We start from the raw sequence: 16,864 nt of genomic DNA on the forward strand, positions 1-16,864 counted from the left end.
CCGTGAGGACCGCGCGCGTGGTGTGATCCATGTCGACCGGGAGGCGAGATGGACGACACCGTGATCGTGCACATCGACCGCGCGTCGGTCGCGATGGGCGACGACGTCAGCACCCATGAGGAGGTCTGGACGTACCGCTCGTCGGCGACGCTCGACGACCTGCTCGTGGACATCGCGACGTCGTATGTACCGCCCATCGGCGGTGATGCGGGCTGGACCGTCCACGCGAACGCCCATGACGACGCGCGACGACGCCATCTCGGGATGATCTACCGACCCGTCGACGACGCCGACGTCGCGTGCCGCGTGCGCGGTTCCGACACCCTCCTCAGCGCGATCGCCGCCACGACGGGGCTCGACATCTACGTCGGATATCTGACGTGGGACCTGGCGCGTCCGGCGAGCATCGATGCGATGCGTGCCGCGCGTTCACGGCATTCGACGCCGCTGCACAGGACGCGCCTGGCCGACGCGGACGCCGAACACCGCCGGTGGCAGACGGTGCGGTCACTCCGCCAGCTCGACGCCGACCTCATACCCTGGCGGCGAGCATGGATACGCGACGCGGTCCTCGACACCCCACGACTACCCGGTGTCGATGAGTTCGTCGCCGCGCATCTCGACCTGCTGTACGACCGACTGAGCCCCGCCAGTGTCGCCCTCGCCGTGGACCTGTTCGACGCGCCGACGACGGAGTCGAAGTACCAGGCCCACGGCACCGATCTGATTGCCGCACTGGGTGATCCGCGTGCAGCCACACTGGCCATGGTCCTCACCGCATTCGAATGGACCATGACCCAGAAATCGTGGGAGGACACGGCCGACCCGGGGGTCGTCGCCTATCTGGGCCAACTCGAACGGTGGGGCTACCACCTGTCGCCGGTGGAGCAGGCCTACGCGGGTCGCCGCTCGGCCGACGACGTCATCGATGAGGCCCGGCGACATCGCGACGATCGTTGATGCCGCACGCCCACGACGATCATTCGGCGATCGCAGTGGCCTCGACCTCCACGAGCACCTCTGGCTCGAACAGCATCGCGACGCCGATCAGGGACGACGGCGGCATCGGCTGCGGCAGCGCGATCTCGGCCGCAACCCCTTCCACGCCGGCCATGAACTCGTCCATCATCGACGGGTCCCACCCGACGACGTAGAACGTGAGGCGGAGTACGTCGCGGAACGAGGCGTCGGCCGCAGCCAGTCCGATCGCAGTGTTGCGGAGCGCTTGCGCCACCTGCCCTGCCAGGTCGCCGGGCGCCACCGGGATCCCGTCGGCCGTGCGTGCGATCTGACCCGCGACATGGATGTGGCGACTGCCGGTACCGCTCGCAACGTGGTGATACGGCACCGGCGTCATCAGACCGGTGGGACTCGAAAGGCGAACGCTCATGGTGCTTCTCCTGATGTCAACGTACTAGGTATGTTCTTGATACCTAGTACAGCCAGGACACTTCAACGAGACCAGGTTTCATGACCGATACCTCCGCCCGCCACCACAGCGATGATCTGACCATCTCGTCACCCCACCGAGAACTGCTCGATCACGTCCTCGACAAGTGGTCATTGCACGTGCTGAACGAACTCTGCGAACGACCCTGCCGGTTCAACGAGTTGCGACGCGCCATACCCACGGTGACGCAGAAGAGTCTCACCGCCACGCTTCGCCGGCTGGAGAGAAGCGGCATCGTCGAGCGGGTGGTGGTCAGCTCCCGACCTGTCGCCGTCGAGTACCGCATCACCCCGCTCGGCAAGACCTTGCGTGAGCCCGTCGACGTTCTGCTTGCCTGGGCCGCGCAGCACTTCGACCAGATCGAGCGTGCGCGATCGGATTTCGACGCACAGATCTGACTCGCGCAGGCCCCGACGGCTGCCACCGACCGACATCGTCCGTTCTGAGCACCGGTTCCGGCACCATGCCGGAGGCAGAGCTCCAGACGGACGATCTCAGCGACCGAAGCCGGCGTTGCGCAACGCGTCGGCCATCGAACCGGTCGGTGCGGGCGCGGCACGTCGGTCGCCACCGCGACCGCCCTTGTCGGAGCGGGCCTGCCCCTTCTGCGGACTCTTGTTCGATCCCCGGTCGCGCTGGGGTCGCTGCGTCGACTGCTTCGGGGCACCGACCTCGTCGTCGAGTCGCAGGGTGAGGCCGATGCGCTGGCGGTCGGTGTCGACCTCGAGGACCTTCACCTTCACCACCTGACCGGATTTCACCACCTCGTGCGGATCCGAGACGAATGTCTTCGACATCGCCGACACGTGCACCAGCCCGTCCTGGTGGACACCCACGTCGACGAAGGCACCGAATGCGGCGACGTTGGTGACCACCCCCTCGAGCACCATGCCCGGCTTCAGGTCGGCGACCTTCTCGACCCCGGCGGCGAAAGTGGCGGTCGCGAACGCCGGTCGCGGATCCCGACCGGGTTTCTCGAGCTCGGCGATGATGTCGGTGACCGTCGGGACACCGAAGCGGTCGTCGGCGAACTCCGAGGGGCGCAGTGCGCGCAGTGTTCTCGTGTCACCGATGAGTTCGGCCAACTGCACGCCCGAGCGGTCGAGGATGCTGCGTACCACCGGATACGACTCGGGGTGCACGCCCGACGCGTCGAGCGGGTCGTCACCGTCGCTGATGCGCAGGAATCCCGCGCACTGCTCGAAGGCCTTGGGTCCCAGGCGCGGCACGTCGAGCAACGCCGTGCGGGTGGGGAACGGCCCCGTCGCATCGCGGTGCGCCACGATCGACTCGGCGAGCGTGGTCGAGACACCGGAGACGCGCGACAGCAACGGCACCGACGCGGTGTTGAGGTCGACCCCGACGGCGTTCACGGCGTCCTCCACCACGGCGTCGAGGCTGCGAGCGAGGGTGGCCGGGTTCACGTCGTGTTGGTACTGGCCGACACCGATCGACTTCGGGTCGATCTTCACCAGTTCGGCCAACGGGTCCTGCAGGCGTCGCGCGATGGACACCGCTCCGCGCAGCGTCACATCGAGCTGCGGGAGTTCACGACTCGCGTACTCCGATGCCGAGTAGACCGACGCGCCCGCCTCACTGACGATCGCCTTGGCGGGTGCTGGGCCGCCGGCCTTGCCGATCTCGGCGATGAGTTCGGTTGCCAGTGCGTCGGTCTCCCGGGAGGCCGTGCCGTTGCCGATGGCGATCAGGTCCACGCCGTGGCGCGTCACGAGCGCGGCGAGCGTCGCCTTGGCGGTGTCCCACTGCTTGTGCGGTTGATGCGGGAAGATCGCACAGGTGTCGACCACCTTGCCGGTGCCGTCGACGACGGCGACCTTCACGCCGGTGCGGAATCCCGGATCCAGACCGAGAGTGGTGCGCGCGCCGGCCGGCGCCGCCAACAGCAGGTCGTTGAGGTTGCGGGCGAACACCGCGACGGCGTCGTCCTCGGCCTTCTTGCGCAGCCGCATGCGGGCATCGCTCTCGGCGGTCAGCATCAACTTGACGCGCCAGGCCCACCGCACCGTGGTCGCGAGCCACGTGGTCGCCGGTCCTGGGTGCGACAGGTCGACGCCGAGGGACCGGGCCACCATCGCCTGGTAGGCGTCATCGTCGCCGCCGTCGAAGGTGAGCGAGAGAACCTCTTCCTTGTCGCCGCGCAGAGCGGCGAGAACGCGGTGCGACGGCATTTTCTCGAGCGGCTCGGAGTAGTCGAAGTAGTCACGGAACTTCTGTCCGGCAGGGGTTTTCGCCGCCTCCTCGGTGCGCGGAGCGGTACGTAGGACCCCGTCGGTCCAGAACTTCTCGCGGGTGGCGCCCACGAGGTCGGCGTCCTCGGCGGCACGTTCGATGAGGATGAACCGCGCGCCGTCGAGAGCGGCGGCGCTGTCGGCGACGTCGTCGCCGAGGTACTCGGCCGCGACGACCTCGGGGTTCAGTGACGGGTCGGCGAGGAGTCGATCGGCGAGGGGTTCGAGACCGGCCTCGCGTGCTATCTGCGCCTTGGTGCGGCGCTTGGTCTTGTACGGCAGGTAGATGTCCTCCACCCGCGACTTGGTGTCGGCGGCATTCAGCGCGGCGCGCAGGTCGTCGGTGAGCTTGCCCTGCTCGTCGATGGCCGCGAGCACCGCGGCGCGGCGCTCGTCGAGTTCACGCAGGTATCGCAGGCGCTCCTCGAGGAGTCGAAGCTGTGCGTCGTCGAGGCTGCCGGTCACCTCCTTGCGGTATCGGGCGATGAACGGCACCGTCGACCCCTCGTCGAGCAACCCCACCGCGGCGGCGACCTGGTGCTCGGCCACCGCCAGTTCGGCGGCGAGGCGGGCGTTCACGGACAGCACAGCGGGGGTCGAATTCACCCGCCGGACACTACCTGTCGGGAGAACTCCGATGCCCGAGCCACCTGATCGGGTGTCACCGCGACGCCGGTGTACCGCTCGAACTGCCGCGCGGCCTGCAGGGCGATGACCTCGGCGCCGGTGACCACGGGGACGTCGGCGTGTCGCGCGGCGCGGATGAACGGCGTCTCGGCGGGGAACGCCACCACGTCGAACGCGGTCCGCGCGGCAGCGATCTGCGCGGTGTCGAACGCGAGGGTGTCGGCGTCGGCGCCGTCCATGCCCAGCGGGGTCACGTTGACGAGGATCGGCCCGTCGAGATCGGGCGTCTCGGTGGACCAGCGGTAGCCGTACTTGTCGGCCAGAGCCGTCCCGGCGGCCTCGTTGCGTGCGACGACCGTCAGATCGTCGAAGCCCGCCGACCGGAACGCGGCCACGACTGCCTTCGCCATGCCACCCGAGCCGCGGACGACCACCGGCGCGGCGGCGTCGAGGCCGTGGCTGTCGATGAGTGCGGCGACCGCTTCCATGTCGGTGTTCGACGCGGTCAGTGTGCCGTGGTCGTTGACGATGGTGTTGACCGACTCGATCGATGCGGCCGAGGTCTCCATCACGTCGACGAGCGGGATGACGGCTTCCTTGAATGGCATCGACACCGAGCAGCCACGGATACCGAGCGCGCGCACCCCGGCGATCGCACCCTCGATGTCATCGGTCGAGAACGCCTTGTAGAGGAAATCCAGATCGAGCTCCCGGTACAGGAAGTTGTGGAACCGGGTCCCGATGTTCGACGGCCGTCCCGACAACGAGATGCAGACGGTCGTGTCCTTGTTCAGCGAGGTCATGCCCGCGATTGTGCTCCGGGCACATCGACGGTTCGCCCTCGGCGCCAGAACGCGTAGGTCGCGGCGAGTTCGAGCGGGCCCCAGAACACGATCGGGAGGTAGCAAGCGACCATCACGGCCAGCGGCACGCCGTGGACATGACCGGCGTCGGGGCGATGACCGGTCAGCACCTGGGTCACCATCGAGATGGTGAACAGCCAGGTCACCGCAAGGCCGCCGAGGATGCCCGCCGCGACGACCGGCACTCGAGGCACCCGCCGCCCCAGGAACACCTCACCCCAGGGCTGGACGAGACCGACGGTCAGGAACGCGGCACCGAGCTGCACGATGCTGAGTCCGAACACGTAGACGTAGCCGACCACCGCATCGTCGGCGAGCTCGAACTCCCGCAGCCCGGCCGTACCGGGCATCAGTCCGACGATCATCAACACCCGCCACACCGCCGAGGGCACCGTGACCCAGAACGCGGCCCACGACAGTCGCCTCGCCCACAGGGGGACCCGGCTGCGCTCAATTAGAATTGTCGTTCTAGTATTCATGTTCTGAATGTAAGGCAGGTGAACGATCGTGGCAAGAAGCCAGAAGTATGACGTGGAGGCGATCCTCGACGCGGCCGCCGAGGCATGCCGTGAACACTGGCGCGACACCACGATCACCCACGTCGCCCAGGCCGCAGGCGCCCCGACCGGGTCGATCTATCACCGCTTCGCCTCGCGCGACGCGTTGTTGGGCGCGCTGTGGGTGCGGTCGATCCGGCGATTCCACGACGGCCTGCTCGTGGCGTCGAAGATCGACGATCCGCGCGAGTCGTTGGCGGCGCTCGCGCGTCACGTACCCCGCTTCTGTCGCGACAACCCGGCCGACGCGAAGGCGATGTCGCTGTATCGGCGGACCGATCTCATCGAGCTCGTACCCGGGTCGATGCGAGACGATGTCGCCACGGTCAACGACGCCATCGACGTAGCGCTTCGCGACGTGGTGCGCCGCCGGTACGGGCGGCTCACCGATCGCCGCGTCCGGTTGGCTCTGCTCGCGACCCGCCAGGGACCGTACGGACTCATCCGCCCTCTGGTCGGCGACGCCATACCCGCCGACTACGACGCCATCTGCGTCGCCTCGGCCGAGGGCATCCTGGCGCTCGGCGACTGACCGGCGCGCTCAGCGCCGAGCGGAACCCGGGTCGATGGCGAAGCGCGTCAGCTCGCTCGAGACGATCTCGGGCCGTCCGTTGTTTTGTGTCTGCGCGGCGGTGAGCACGTCGAGATGGTTGTATCCGGGCGCGACAACGAATCGACCCGCGCCACGTTGACCCGAGAGTGCCACTCCCCCACTCGCCTTGATGGTGAGTGCCGGATTCGCGCCGATACCGTTGCGGTACAGCAGATGCCGCGCGATGCTCGGCGCCGTCGACTGGGCGAGATCCAGCGCGATGCGTGACGGGAAGTACGCCTCGGTGAAGTCGAGGGGCGGTTCGACGAAGCTGCGTGCCAGTTCTCGGATGGACGTGACCTCGCCGGCGCGCGTCGTGAACTGCGACTCGTTCGGCAGCGATCGTGTGCCGCCCACCTCGTCGTAGTCGAGCCAGCGGTACAGATGCGCGGCGTCGTAGAACGTCGGAGCGGCCTTGCGCGCGTCGCCGAACTGACCATCGACCAGGGGTAACCGGCGCAGGGTGTCCGGGACGGGGAACGATTTCGGGCCGACCGGTGATCCCGTCGGGAACCCCACACTCGCCTGCAGGAACCCCAGGGGCTGCGAGTTGTCGTCGAGCAACGATCCGAGAACCGCGGTGTTGGTGGCGCGCAGCGCACGGATGTCCGGACTCCCGGTGGCCGCCATGGCCGCGTCCTTCGACAGCAGGGCCCGCAGGGTCAGCGTGATGTTGGTGTTCACCGGCAGGCTGTCGACCACGGAGTTGACGCCGTCGGGATCGACCTCGGCAGCGGTGGCGGCCAGCGACAACAGGTTCACGGTCTCGGGATTGATGACCGCGGGCAGGCGGAGCACAGGCAAGGCTGTGTCGACGGCGGAGAAGATCGGTTCACCCAGCGCGGCGAGAGGCGGCGGGACGTCGGGCAGTTGCACGCTCGTCGGATTCGGCGCGCCGGCCTTGATGGCGGTGTCGAGCGCGAACCACCCGCCGCACTGTCGGTAGCCGGCGTCGTCGGTCGTGCGTCGATTGCCGTCGAAGTCCCACTCGGCGAAGTAGCCGGTGAGGAATCCGCCGAGCGAATGACCACCGCAGAGGACTTTCGCGCGGCGTTGTCGCGGGTCGGGGAACGCCTCACGCAGAACCGTGTACTGATCCCGCAGGGTCTGTTCGATTCCGACGTTCTTCAGCCACGCGGTGTCGGCTCCGTCGGCGTACCCGGCGAAGCGACGACCATCCACTTCGCGACCGCGAAGGTAATAGTCCGACGCGACGCGGTAGTCGCGGGCACTGATGGCGGCGGTGATGCCGGTGTGGTCGTCGAGGCAGTTCGACCGACGGTCGAGAGCCCAGAACTCGATGGACGACCCTTGCGCGGCGGCCGCGGCGACAGTGTTGCGCGCGACGCTGTCGAAGGCCCCCGCCCCCTCGAAGACACCCGGCTGGGCGACGAGGATCCGATCCGCCTCGCGGTGGTCGGACGGCCCGGTCGCCGAACGCCAGCGCAGATACGAGAGGGTGTCGCATTTCGCGGGATGCGGGCCCGCCGACGGCGGCAACGGCGCCGCGATCCGGACGACTGAGCTGATCACCCCGGCAACCGGCGATGTCGATGACCATGTGGTCTCACTGCGCGATGCCGGTGCCCCCGCAGCCCGGCCCGCGCTCGGCGCCACCGCCACGATCGCCACGACGGCGACCACGGCCGCACGCACCCGACCAGACGACGACACCCCCGGAAGTTTCATGGCAAAACCATATTCGTGGGCGAGGGCCCCGTCCCAGGTCATTGAAGTTTTTCGGCAGTGATCACAGTTCAGGCGCTACGCGCCTGTCCTGTGCTCTAGGCCACGGACGTGGTCCGTATCGTCCGATTTCTGGATCATGGTGGGCAAGCGTGGCAACCGAGCCACTGAATCGAGGAGGTTGGGCCGAGTGAGCACCCTGGCGGCAGCGGCAGCCGATCAGCACGGATTCACCGGGCTCACAGGACTCGCGGCCGATGTGCTCGAGCGTGTGGGCGACATCGGCATCGGACTGTTGATCTTCGTCGAGACCATCTTCCCGCCCATCCCCAGTGAGGTGGTGCTGCCGTTCGCGGGGTATCTCAGCCGCAGCGGCGACCTGTCCTTCGTAGGGCTGTTGCTGTGGAGCACCATCGGCGCCTGGCTCGGAGCCCTGGTGCTCTACGGGCTCGGCCGATGGGTCGGCCTCGACCGCACCGTCGACTTCGCGGTGTGGACCCGCATCGTGAGCCGGCGTGACGCCGAACGCGGCGCGCACTGGTTCCAGCGATTCGGTACCTGGTCGGTGTTCCTGGGTCGGATGATCCCCGGCGTGCGATCGATCATCTCGCTGCCCGCCGGTGCCGGTGCGATGAACCTCGCGGTGTTCAGCGCACTGACCATCGCCGGCTCAGCGCTGTGGAACGGCCTGCTGCTCGGAGTGGGTGTCGCGCTGGGCACCCAGAACGACCGCTTCCAGGATTACCTCGGGTACTTCGACTACGTCGTCTACTCGGTTCTCGCGGTCGCGATCGTGGTGTTGATCGTCCGCCGCCGCCGCCATGTGCGAGAGGACAGCGCGGAACAGCGCGAGCCTGTAAACCGGTAGGGTGCCTGAACTCCCCGAAGTCGAGAACGCCCGGCAGGTCGTCGAGAAGGCGTTGCATCGCACCATCACCGAGATCGACGACCACGACCAGTACGAGTGCCGACCGCACAAACCCGGGGAGATCGCCGACGCTCTCGTCGGCGGGCGTCTCACCAAGGCGCTGCGCCGCGGCAAGGCGATGTGGTGTGAGACCGAGACCGCCGACGGCGACGAGGGACCCACGCTCGGAATCCATCTCGGGATGGGTGGCCGGGTCATCGTCACCGCACCGGAGGGTGAGGAGTCGTCGAACTACGGCGGCGGCAACGCGAAGGTCGGCGTGCGGAAGTCCGACAAGCCGGAATGGACGCGGTTCTCGATGTCGTTCGACGACGGTGGCCAGATGCGGCTGTTCGACAAGCGGCGCCTCGGGCGGGTGCGGCTCGAACCCGACATCGACGCCCTCGGCCCCGACGCCGCCGAGATCACCCGCGACGAATTCCGGGACATGATCTCGCGCAGCGCCGCCCCGCTCAAGGCGCGCCTGCTGGATCAGCACGCCATCGCCGGCATCGGCAACCTGCTCGCCGACGAGGTGCTGTGGCAGTCATCGGTCTCGCCGTCGAGGCGCGCGAAGACCCTGTCGACCGAGGAGGTCGATGAGCTGCGCCGTGTCTTGCGCCGCTGCACACGGGCGGCCATCCGCAAGGGCGGCGTCCACACCGGCGAGATCATCCCCTACCGCAACGCCGACTCGTCGTGTCCCCGCTGCGGTGCACCGATGAAACGCGGCACCGTCGGCGGCCGCACCACCTGGTGGTGCTCGAAAGAGCAGGCCTGACTCAGCTCTCGATGCGCCCCGCCGCGGTCCGCGAAACGCGGTCGTCACCGCGCGATGCGCTCATGTCGTCTGAAAGTTAGCTGCGCGCAGGATAATCCGTTCCGTCGCGTTGCGCGGAACGCGCCCGCGACCGGCGTCTTCGGTGAACACTGTCGGAGACCAGCCGCGTCGGGGCGAAGGGCACACGATGACCGCACCAGATCTGCCGTCGGCCGCTGTCGACGATCCCTCCGCCTACGGCTACCGCCCGGAGCTGAAGCGCACGCTCAGCTCGTTCCAGGTGTTCGCGGTGTCGTTCGCGTTCATCTCGGTGGCGGTGGGCATCTTCGCCACCTACGACGATCTGCTGGCCAACGGTGGGCCGGTGGGCATCTGGACGTGGCCGGTCGCGATGGCGGGCCAGCTGCTGGTGGCGCTGGTGATCGCGCAGTTCGCCGCGCGCATACCGCTGAGCGGGTCGTCGTATCAGTGGGCGTCGCGACTGGCGAACCCCCGCATCGGCTGGATCTTCGGGTGGCTCACGTTCTGCTATCTCATCACCGGACTCACCGCGATCGACAACGCGATGGCCAGCCAATGCCTCATGCCGCTGTTCGGCATGGCACCCGACGAGACCACCGCGCGGGTGATCACCGTCGTGATCCTGCTGGTGCAGGCCGTGCTCGCCATTGCATCGACGCGCCTGGTGGGCCTGATCAACTCGCTGGCGGTGGGTGTCGAGGTGGCGATCGTCATCGTGCTGGTCGTCGGGTTGCTGATCGCCGTCGCGCTGACCGGCGACGGGTCGGTGGACAACCTCACCTCGCGCGGCGTGACGGCAGGATCCGGTGACTACTGGGCATTCGGCGGTGGCCTGATGGCCACCATGATCGTGGGGCTGGCCACCCTCGTCGGCTTCGACTCGGCGGCGAACATGGCCGAGGAGGCGAAAGATCCGCACCGCACCGTGCCGAGGGCGATCGTGGGATCGGTTGTCGCGGCCGGTGTCCTGGGCATGCTGTTCCTCATCGCCCTGACCGTCGCCATCGGCGACGTCGACACGGTCAGCAAATCGGACTCCCCCGTCGCCGACATCCTCCGCGCCCAGCTCGGTGCACCGATGGAGCGGATTCTCCTCGTGTGCGTCGGTATCGCCTTCTTCGGCGGCGGGATGGTCACCATGACCTCCTGCGCCCGAACGGTGTTCGCGATGTCGCGCGACGCCCGCTTCCCCGGCCACCGCGTGCTCGGGAAGGTGAACCCGCAGACGCAGACACCCATCGGCGCCACCGTCCTGCCGCTGGTGATCGGCATCGTCACGATGGTCGTGATCCCCGGCGACGCCCTCCTCGAACTGATCACGGCGGGAACGCTGTTCCCCGCCATCACCTACGGATTGATCGTGGTCCTCTACCTCGCCGTACGTCGGCGGCTGAGCCACACCGAGGGCGCGTTCAGCCTCGGCTGGTTCGACGTCCCCGTCGCCGTCGCCGCACTGGCATGGACGATCTTCGCCGTGGTGGTCCTGGTGTCGCCGATGTCGACCGCGACCCCGATCGTCATCGTGGTCGGCCTCATCGCCATCGGCGCCGCGTATCTCGTGTCCATGCTCGCGTTTCGTCGGTCGGTGTTGACGCATGAACCCTCGGCCACCGCACCCTAGGTCGACTCGACCATCGACCGGTAGGACTGTTCCCGTTCCGTGAACTCGGGGTCGGAGATGGCGCCGAAGGCTGCGGCGTCTCGCGTGAACCGTTGTGCGGCATCCGGTGACGCGTCATGTCCCTCGAGCCGGAAACAACTGGGCGCGAGTGGGCCGAACAGCAGGGCCCGCCGGAGTTCCGGCCACTTGTCGATGGACGGTTCCACACCGGCGGCCCGCGCGAACATGATCGCCGCCAGATTCATCCGCGTCTTCTGCGACTGTCCGCGTCGGGAGCGATAGGCGGCCACAGCGTCCCGCTGCTCGGCGTCGGAGGGCATCGGGATGGCACCGCCCCACGCGTAGGCGATCCACCGGGCCTGCAGCTCCAGCGGAACGAAATAGCCACCGGATTGATCCCACATCCCCACCAGGGCCAGCCCGGGCAGGTCGGGATGGAAGGTGTACCGGTCGGCGTCGATGTGCGCGTCGTCGAGGTCGAGAACCGCTCGTACCTCGTCGCTCAGACACGGGATGTCGACCCCGAAACCGGTGCCGAACAGGATTGTGTCGAACTCGTCGTGGGTTCCGTCGGCGAACGTCACCTCGCTCCCGTCGACCGACTCGATCCAGGGGCGCACCCCGATCCGCCCTTCGGCGACCAGGGGCAGGTACGTCTGGTTCAGGGTGACACCCGCAGCGAACAATGACGGGTCCGCGGGAGGAGCACCATATTGCTCGGGGCTCCCACCCGCCTCGACGACGATCTCGCGCAGCTGCCGATCGATCTCGACAGGCGGCAGTGCGGCGGCGGCGAGGGCTCCGAACCGGGTGAAGATCCGGTGATCCGACGGGACCCCGGCGGCGAACTTCGGGAGCACATAGCGCTGGCGACGTTGGGTCACGACCACCCTCGCAGCACCGGAATGGGCGAGTTCGGCGGCGATCTCCAGCGCGCTGACGGCACATCCGGCCACCAATACGCGCTTGCCGCGATGGTCGTCGGCACCGCGGTAGTGGAAGGTCGACGACACCCCACCCGATCCGGTGAACGCATCCAGGCCTCGGACCGGCGGTATGGCGGGCGCTCGGAACCGCCCGGTGGCGATGACCACCCGGTCGAAGATCTCCACCGTGCCTGCGTGCTCGACCCGCCAGGAGTCTCCCTCGCGATCCACGAGGTCGACGCGGGTGTGCAGTCGTATACGGGGTGTGATGTCGAAGGTGTCGGCGAACCGGCGCAAGTAGTCGAGGACGTCCTGATTCGACGGGAAGACGACGTCGCTGTCCGGGTCGAGGTCGCTGAACGCGGTGAGGACGCGGCTGGTGTTGGTGTGCATGGCCGGCCACACACCACTGAATCCCGGTCGCCCGGACCACTGTCCACCCAGCGTCGGCCCCGCCTCGAAAACCGTGACGTCGAATCCCTGCGCGAGCAGCCAACGGGCGACGATCACCCCGCCGGGTCCCGCCCCGATGACGGCGACGCTCTCACTCATCGACGTACTGTCCCACGCCGCATCGCGCCGTGGGCCCGATCTCACCGTCCGGGCGTGAGCCGATACACCAGGCCGGCTGTGTCGTCGGTGACGTACAGCGATCCGTCCGGACCGGGTATCGCGTCGACGCTTCTCCCCCAGCGCTTCCCGGCCGAGTTCTGGAAGCCGGTGGCCACCAGTCGCGCAGGACCGAGAGATCTCGTAGCGCTGTCCCACGGCGTATAGGCGACGTACGGCTCGCGCGGCGGCTGGCGGTTCCACGAGCCGTGCGCGGTGACGATCGCACCATCGGCCAGCGAGGCGGGAAGTCGCGACCCCCGCGTGAACACGAACCCGACAGGGGCACTGTGCGCGGGCAACCCGAGCATCGTCGTGCCGATTCGCGAGCAATCCAGGACACGTCCGTCGGAATTGAACTGCGGGTCGTTCACGTATCCCAGGTCGCGCAGGTCGGCCTTGCCGCGGGAGTCCGGCACGCACAGTGGCCATCCCATGTCTGTGCCCGGGGTGATGCGGGAGATCTGATCGTTCGGATGGTCATTGATGTACGAGCGCACCGCCGTGCCGAATCGGTCGCCGTCGCGAAACGGGTAGGGCTGGTTGTCGTCTTCGTTGACGGCGGTGAACACCGTTCCGTCGGGCGCCACGGACAGTCCCTCACCGTTGCGCACCCCGACGGCGAGTGTGGTGTTCCCGGTTCCGTCGAACCCGATCTGCGCGATGGTCGCGCGCACCGGGGTGGCGGTGCGGTCGGCCACGCTGCGGTTCGCCGTCGATCCCACGTTGTAGACGATGCGGTCGCCGTCGACGGCAACCATCTTGCTGTCGTGGCCGCCCGTGGGCAGATTGTCGATGACCACTCGACGGTCGGAGATGGCGCCGTTCGCGTACGTCCACGTCGTGATCCGCGAGTCCTCGCCCACGACGAGGATGTCGCGCCCGCCCTGGCGGGTCATGGCCACGCCCTGCGGATCGCTGAGACCACTCGCCAACTGCGCGACGCGTGGCCCCCGGTCGCCGCTGCCCGGCGTGACGATCGACAGCGACCCACCCTTGCCGGTGGACACGATGAGCCGACCGTCAGGCGTCCACACCGCCATCCGGGCGTCGGGCACATCAGCCCACACCTGCGCGGTCCACCCCTTCGGGACGTTGAGCGACTTTCCCGACGCGGCCCCGGCGTCGACACCGTTCACAGCGGTCAAACGGGTGGAGACGAGCTGGTCGGCGCCGAGTCCGGCAGGCAGCGTGGAGGTCGACGAGGTGCCCGACGGACCGTCACCGGAGGAGCAGGCGACGAGTCCGGCGCACAGCACCGCGACCACGGGTACCAGTCCGGGACGCATCCACCGCAGGGAGGGAGTCATTGCATCCACGGTAGGTCGGGTGTCCGGTGCCGACCACGTAGGTGAGCCACCCCTTCCCCGACGAACAGGTCAACACTTTCGTGCGTGACGACGGCAATGCGATCATCGCGGCCTCGGCGCGCGTTGGAATGGTGAACCGACACGAGGAGATCGCCATGACCAGGACAATCACGACTGACGGCGGCACTGCCGCGGTGGACAGCTTCGTCGCCGATTGGGAGCAGTAACACCACGCTCGCGAACAGGCCCTCGGAGCGCCCGGCGGATGGTTGTCGATCAATCGTCTGGAGTGGCTCGACACCGAGCCCGGCCGATTGGACGGTCTCCCCGGGTCATGGTGGTACGAGGGGCCGGTTGCGCACCTAGAACCCGGCGACGACGAAACGTTCTCACCGCGCACGTTCGACCTGCACCCCACGGGTCCGGGTGAGGTCGTCGACGTCGACGGTCACCACATCGAGGTCGCCCGCCGCGCCGATGGGTACCTGATCCGGGTCCACGACGACTCCGCCCCGACGATTCGTGACTTCCGCGATATCCCTGCCTATCCCGCCGACCCGGCGTGGGCGATCGACGCCCGCTTCGAGACCCACCCCGAGCCCGTCACCGTCGGGGCGGTCGCCGAGGGACTCGCGCACGTGTACTTCTCACCGGGAGTGCTGGTCATCGAACACGACGGCGCCGACACCGCCTGGTCGCGTTCAACGGCAAGGAACGCGGCCTGAGCGTGCTGTTCACCAACGAGACGTCGGGAGTGACCACCTATGCAGCCAACCGCAGTCTCGCTGTCGACGCGTCAGACGAGACCGTTCGCAATGGAGGTGTAGTGGTTGTCGACTTTGACCGGGCGGTCAATCTGCCCTGCGCCTTCATAGATTTCGCGACCTGCCCGCTTCCCCGGCCGGCAACATCTGCCCTTCACCGCAGCAGCGGGCGAAGTCGTGCCTTACGAGCGCTAGTGAAAAACCAAGCAGGGCGACCGCTTCGGCGGACTTCTCCTAGCTTGCGGTTGAGCCCAGCCCCTGCGGGTCTGGCTGGATATCCCTGGGCGCAGGTCTGAAGATCGTCTACAGGCCGTGGAAAGCGGGCCGATGCTCGTCTACACCCCGGCTCTTGACACCCGAACAACTCCGGACACATCACACAGCAGCTAGGTTAGACGGGGGCGACCCACGCGACTCAATTGTTTGTAGCGAATAACAATCAAGCGTTCGAACGTATGAAGATAGCCAGAACGAGCACCGTACAGCATGCGCATCAGGTATCCTACTTGCGTGGATGAGCGTTGACCGGTTCCGACACAGAACTGCCAAATTTGCGGAGTCACGACATGGGGTTCGATGAGCGCAGGTGACCTGGTGAATGTAACACCAGTAAGGCGAGTAGTACGCAAGAACACAGATGACGACCCGGTTTTCTTGTTCGATTGTTTAGCGATTGACAATTCTGCAGCAAATTACCGAGTCGCATCGCCATCGCTCCGCGCACCGCTACATTTGGACCTGACTCAACTTACGTACATCTCACATGATTGTCTTCTCTATTTAGCAGCGCTCATGCGGTGGCGGACACTGAGGGACCAGGTTACCTATCTGTCGCTGCCTACATCCGACAAATGTGTCGACTATCTGCGTTCCTGGAAGTTTCCAGATCTCATCGCGAACATTTCCGGACGCGACTTTGAGGCCTGCCTGAGCCAGGCTAGCCTTAGTTTATATAGAACGCAAAGACGCGATCTTCCCGCAAGGGTAGAAGTGATTCGAACCCCAAGTGGCGGATTAGAGGAACTTCTACCCAAAAGTCATTTTGCAGCAACTCCGATAACACTGCGCGGAAGCCCTTTTCAGTCCGCTTCGATCGAGATGAACAGGTGGCTTGAAGACCACGTGGCCGCCGTCCTAGATCAATACTTAGACAATCAGGGCAGGCGGATCGCGACACACGTAGTACTCGAAGCAGTGCTGAATGCAGCTTCGCACCCCAAGGCAAGTATGGCATACACGTCCTCCCAATTTATTCGGGAAGACTACGTGCTGGATGCGCTTCAGCGTGGACCATACCTTGAAGTTGCTATCTGGGATGACGGCGACCCCATCGCATATACGCTGCAGCAGGCTATTCACGATGGACGTGAGGTAAAGTCGGCTGCGTACGGTTTCGTGGAAGAAGAGTTCACTGTCAAGCTTGTGCGGACGGCAACGGGGCAGCCGGAGATACGAATCTTAAGCACGAAAAACCCTGGAATTGACTATAATTTTCCTTGGCTTACCGTATCCGCTTTCCTGGCCGGAATAACATCCAGGCCTCGGGCACAAGGCGCCAACAGCAAATCTACACCAGGTATTAGAGGTAGCGAAGAAGAGCTCCCAGCCGAATTGTGGGACCGTGGAGGTATCGGACTTTATCTCATCAGAAAAAATGTCATTGACCTTTTCAAAGGACGCATTCGATACATGTGTCAGAACTATCGCATGAGTATGAGCAGCGGCGGCGATAGAGGCGTGTATGACGTCCTCATCCAGCATCGCCCAGACAACTCGTGGCCGCTTCGAGGAAATCTTATGATTCTCGAAATTCCCCTCGGGTAGTCGCCTAATGGAGACTACGATCTTACGACTACGTCCTAGTGCGGTCCTTGCAGATGGCTACAAAGAGGAACGATTAC

Annotated in this window: 15 protein-coding genes and 1 pseudogene; 9 read left to right on the plus strand and 7 right to left on the minus strand. The window is 66.4% G+C overall.

What is annotated here, in order from left to right; all coding sequences use genetic code 11:
* Nucleotides 1–48: 48 nt before the first annotated feature.
* The gene (locus OG579_RS03345) at nucleotides 49–960 is read left to right on the plus strand and encodes a hypothetical protein (protein ID WP_328858088.1); all 912 of its coding nucleotides are present in this window, start codon (nucleotides 49–51) and stop codon (nucleotides 958–960) included.
* 19 nt (nucleotides 961–979) lie between these two features.
* On the opposite strand, the gene OG579_RS03350 is transcribed toward OG579_RS03345, so the two are convergent.
* Complete coding sequence (locus tag OG579_RS03350) at nucleotides 980–1,390, minus strand: RidA family protein (protein WP_328858089.1); 411 nt, start codon at nucleotides 1,388–1,390, stop codon at nucleotides 980–982.
* A gap of 80 nt (nucleotides 1,391–1,470) precedes the next feature.
* Here OG579_RS03350 and OG579_RS03355 point away from each other — a divergent pair, with 80 nt between their 5' ends.
* Nucleotides 1,471–1,848 carry a winged helix-turn-helix transcriptional regulator gene (locus tag OG579_RS03355; RefSeq protein WP_328858090.1) on the plus strand — a complete coding sequence of 126 codons (378 nt, stop codon included), beginning with the start codon at nucleotides 1,471–1,473 and terminating at the stop codon, nucleotides 1,846–1,848.
* Nucleotides 1,849–1,944: 96 nt separating this feature from the next.
* On the opposite strand, the gene OG579_RS03360 is transcribed toward OG579_RS03355, so the two are convergent.
* The 3 genes from OG579_RS03360 to OG579_RS03370 are packed head-to-tail and all read right to left on the minus strand — an operon-like array spanning nucleotide 1,945 to nucleotide 5,581.
* Entirely contained in the window at nucleotides 1,945–4,305 is a 2,361-nt protein-coding gene (locus OG579_RS03360; protein ID WP_328858091.1) for a Tex family protein, read from the minus strand.
* Complete coding sequence (locus OG579_RS03365) at nucleotides 4,302–5,129, minus strand: shikimate 5-dehydrogenase (protein WP_328858092.1); 828 nt, start codon at nucleotides 5,127–5,129, stop codon at nucleotides 4,302–4,304. The genes OG579_RS03360 and OG579_RS03365 overlap by 4 nt, the downstream gene beginning before the upstream one ends.
* Nucleotides 5,126–5,581 (minus strand): hypothetical protein, encoded by a 456-nt coding sequence (locus OG579_RS03370; protein WP_328858093.1) that lies wholly within the window; start codon nucleotides 5,579–5,581, stop codon nucleotides 5,126–5,128. The genes OG579_RS03365 and OG579_RS03370 overlap by 4 nt, the downstream gene beginning before the upstream one ends.
* A gap of 115 nt (nucleotides 5,582–5,696) precedes the next feature.
* Here OG579_RS03370 and OG579_RS03375 point away from each other — a divergent pair, with 115 nt between their 5' ends.
* A complete protein-coding gene (locus OG579_RS03375; RefSeq protein WP_328858094.1) occupies nucleotides 5,697–6,278 on the plus strand; it encodes a TetR/AcrR family transcriptional regulator in 582 nt (193 codons plus the stop codon).
* Between the two features lie 9 nt (nucleotides 6,279–6,287).
* Here OG579_RS03375 and OG579_RS03380 read toward each other — a convergent pair whose 3' ends face one another.
* Nucleotides 6,288–8,027 (minus strand): hypothetical protein, encoded by a 1,740-nt coding sequence (locus OG579_RS03380; protein ID WP_328858095.1) that lies wholly within the window; start codon nucleotides 8,025–8,027, stop codon nucleotides 6,288–6,290.
* 187 nt (nucleotides 8,028–8,214) lie between these two features.
* Here OG579_RS03380 and OG579_RS03385 point away from each other — a divergent pair, with 187 nt between their 5' ends.
* The 3 genes from OG579_RS03385 (at nucleotide 8,215) to OG579_RS03395 (ending at nucleotide 11,354) form a co-directional block, all read left to right on the plus strand.
* A complete protein-coding gene (locus OG579_RS03385; RefSeq protein WP_328858096.1) occupies nucleotides 8,215–8,892 on the plus strand; it encodes a DedA family protein in 678 nt (225 codons plus the stop codon).
* Between the two features lies 1 nt (nucleotide 8,893).
* Nucleotides 8,894–9,712, plus strand: coding sequence for an Fpg/Nei family DNA glycosylase (locus tag OG579_RS03390; RefSeq protein WP_328858097.1), 819 nt, complete (start codon nucleotides 8,894–8,896; stop codon nucleotides 9,710–9,712).
* Nucleotides 9,713–9,899: 187 nt separating this feature from the next.
* Nucleotides 9,900–11,354, plus strand: a complete 1,455-nt coding sequence (locus tag OG579_RS03395) for an amino acid permease (protein WP_328858098.1) — start codon at nucleotides 9,900–9,902, stop codon at nucleotides 11,352–11,354.
* Here the strand turns inward: OG579_RS03395 and OG579_RS03400 are convergent.
* Together OG579_RS03400 and OG579_RS03405 are read right to left on the minus strand one after the other, a co-directional pair.
* On the minus strand, nucleotides 11,351–12,832 hold the full coding sequence (locus OG579_RS03400) for a flavin-containing monooxygenase (protein ID WP_328858099.1): 1,482 nt from the start codon (nucleotides 12,830–12,832) through the stop codon (nucleotides 11,351–11,353). The genes OG579_RS03395 and OG579_RS03400 overlap by 4 nt on opposite strands.
* Nucleotides 12,833–12,873: 41 nt before the next feature.
* The gene (locus tag OG579_RS03405; protein WP_328858100.1) at nucleotides 12,874–14,199 is read right to left on the minus strand and encodes a PQQ-dependent sugar dehydrogenase; all 1,326 of its coding nucleotides are present in this window, start codon (nucleotides 14,197–14,199) and stop codon (nucleotides 12,874–12,876) included.
* A 41-nt stretch (nucleotides 14,200–14,240) separates the two neighbouring features.
* Between OG579_RS03405 and OG579_RS03410 the strand changes: the two genes are divergently transcribed.
* The 3 genes and pseudogenes from OG579_RS03410 (at nucleotide 14,241) to OG579_RS03420 (ending at nucleotide 16,787) form a co-directional block, all read left to right on the plus strand.
* Complete coding sequence (locus OG579_RS03410; RefSeq protein ID WP_328858101.1) at nucleotides 14,241–14,426, plus strand: hypothetical protein; 186 nt, start codon at nucleotides 14,241–14,243, stop codon at nucleotides 14,424–14,426.
* Nucleotides 14,427–14,513: 87 nt separating this feature from the next.
* Nucleotides 14,514–15,259, plus strand: a pseudogene (locus OG579_RS21940) (DUF1684 domain-containing protein).
* An 826-nt stretch (nucleotides 15,260–16,085) separates the two neighbouring features.
* The gene (locus tag OG579_RS03420) at nucleotides 16,086–16,787 is read left to right on the plus strand and encodes a hypothetical protein (protein WP_328858103.1); all 702 of its coding nucleotides are present in this window, start codon (nucleotides 16,086–16,088) and stop codon (nucleotides 16,785–16,787) included.
* Nucleotides 16,788–16,864: the final 77 nt, after the last annotated feature.

The sequence above is a fragment of the Williamsia herbipolensis genome (assembly GCF_036153515.1).
Classification (GTDB): Bacteria; Actinomycetota; Actinomycetes; order Mycobacteriales; family Mycobacteriaceae; genus Williamsia_A; species Williamsia_A herbipolensis.

Bases quoted from the DNA above. Each gene is read 5' to 3' on its own strand.
- OG579_RS03355 (WP_328858090.1), top strand. From the start codon at position 1,471: ATGACCGATACCTCCGCCCGCCACCACAGCGATGATCTGACCATCTCG.
- OG579_RS03380 (WP_328858095.1), bottom strand. From the start codon at position 8,027: ATGAAACTTCCGGGGGTGTCGTCGTCTGGTCGGGTGCGTGCGGCCGTG.
- OG579_RS03395 (WP_328858098.1), top strand. From the start codon at position 9,900: ATGACCGCACCAGATCTGCCGTCGGCCGCTGTCGACGATCCCTCCGCC.
- OG579_RS03365 (WP_328858092.1), bottom strand. From the start codon at position 5,129: ATGACCTCGCTGAACAAGGACACGACCGTCTGCATCTCGTTGTCGGGA.
- OG579_RS03400 (WP_328858099.1), bottom strand. From the start codon at position 12,832: ATGAGTGAGAGCGTCGCCGTCATCGGGGCGGGACCCGGCGGGGTGATC.
- OG579_RS03350 (WP_328858089.1), bottom strand. From the start codon at position 1,390: ATGAGCGTTCGCCTTTCGAGTCCCACCGGTCTGATGACGCCGGTGCCG.
- OG579_RS03405 (WP_328858100.1), bottom strand. From the start codon at position 14,199: ATGACTCCCTCCCTGCGGTGGATGCGTCCCGGACTGGTACCCGTGGTC.
- OG579_RS03345 (WP_328858088.1), top strand. From the start codon at position 49: ATGGACGACACCGTGATCGTGCACATCGACCGCGCGTCGGTCGCGATG.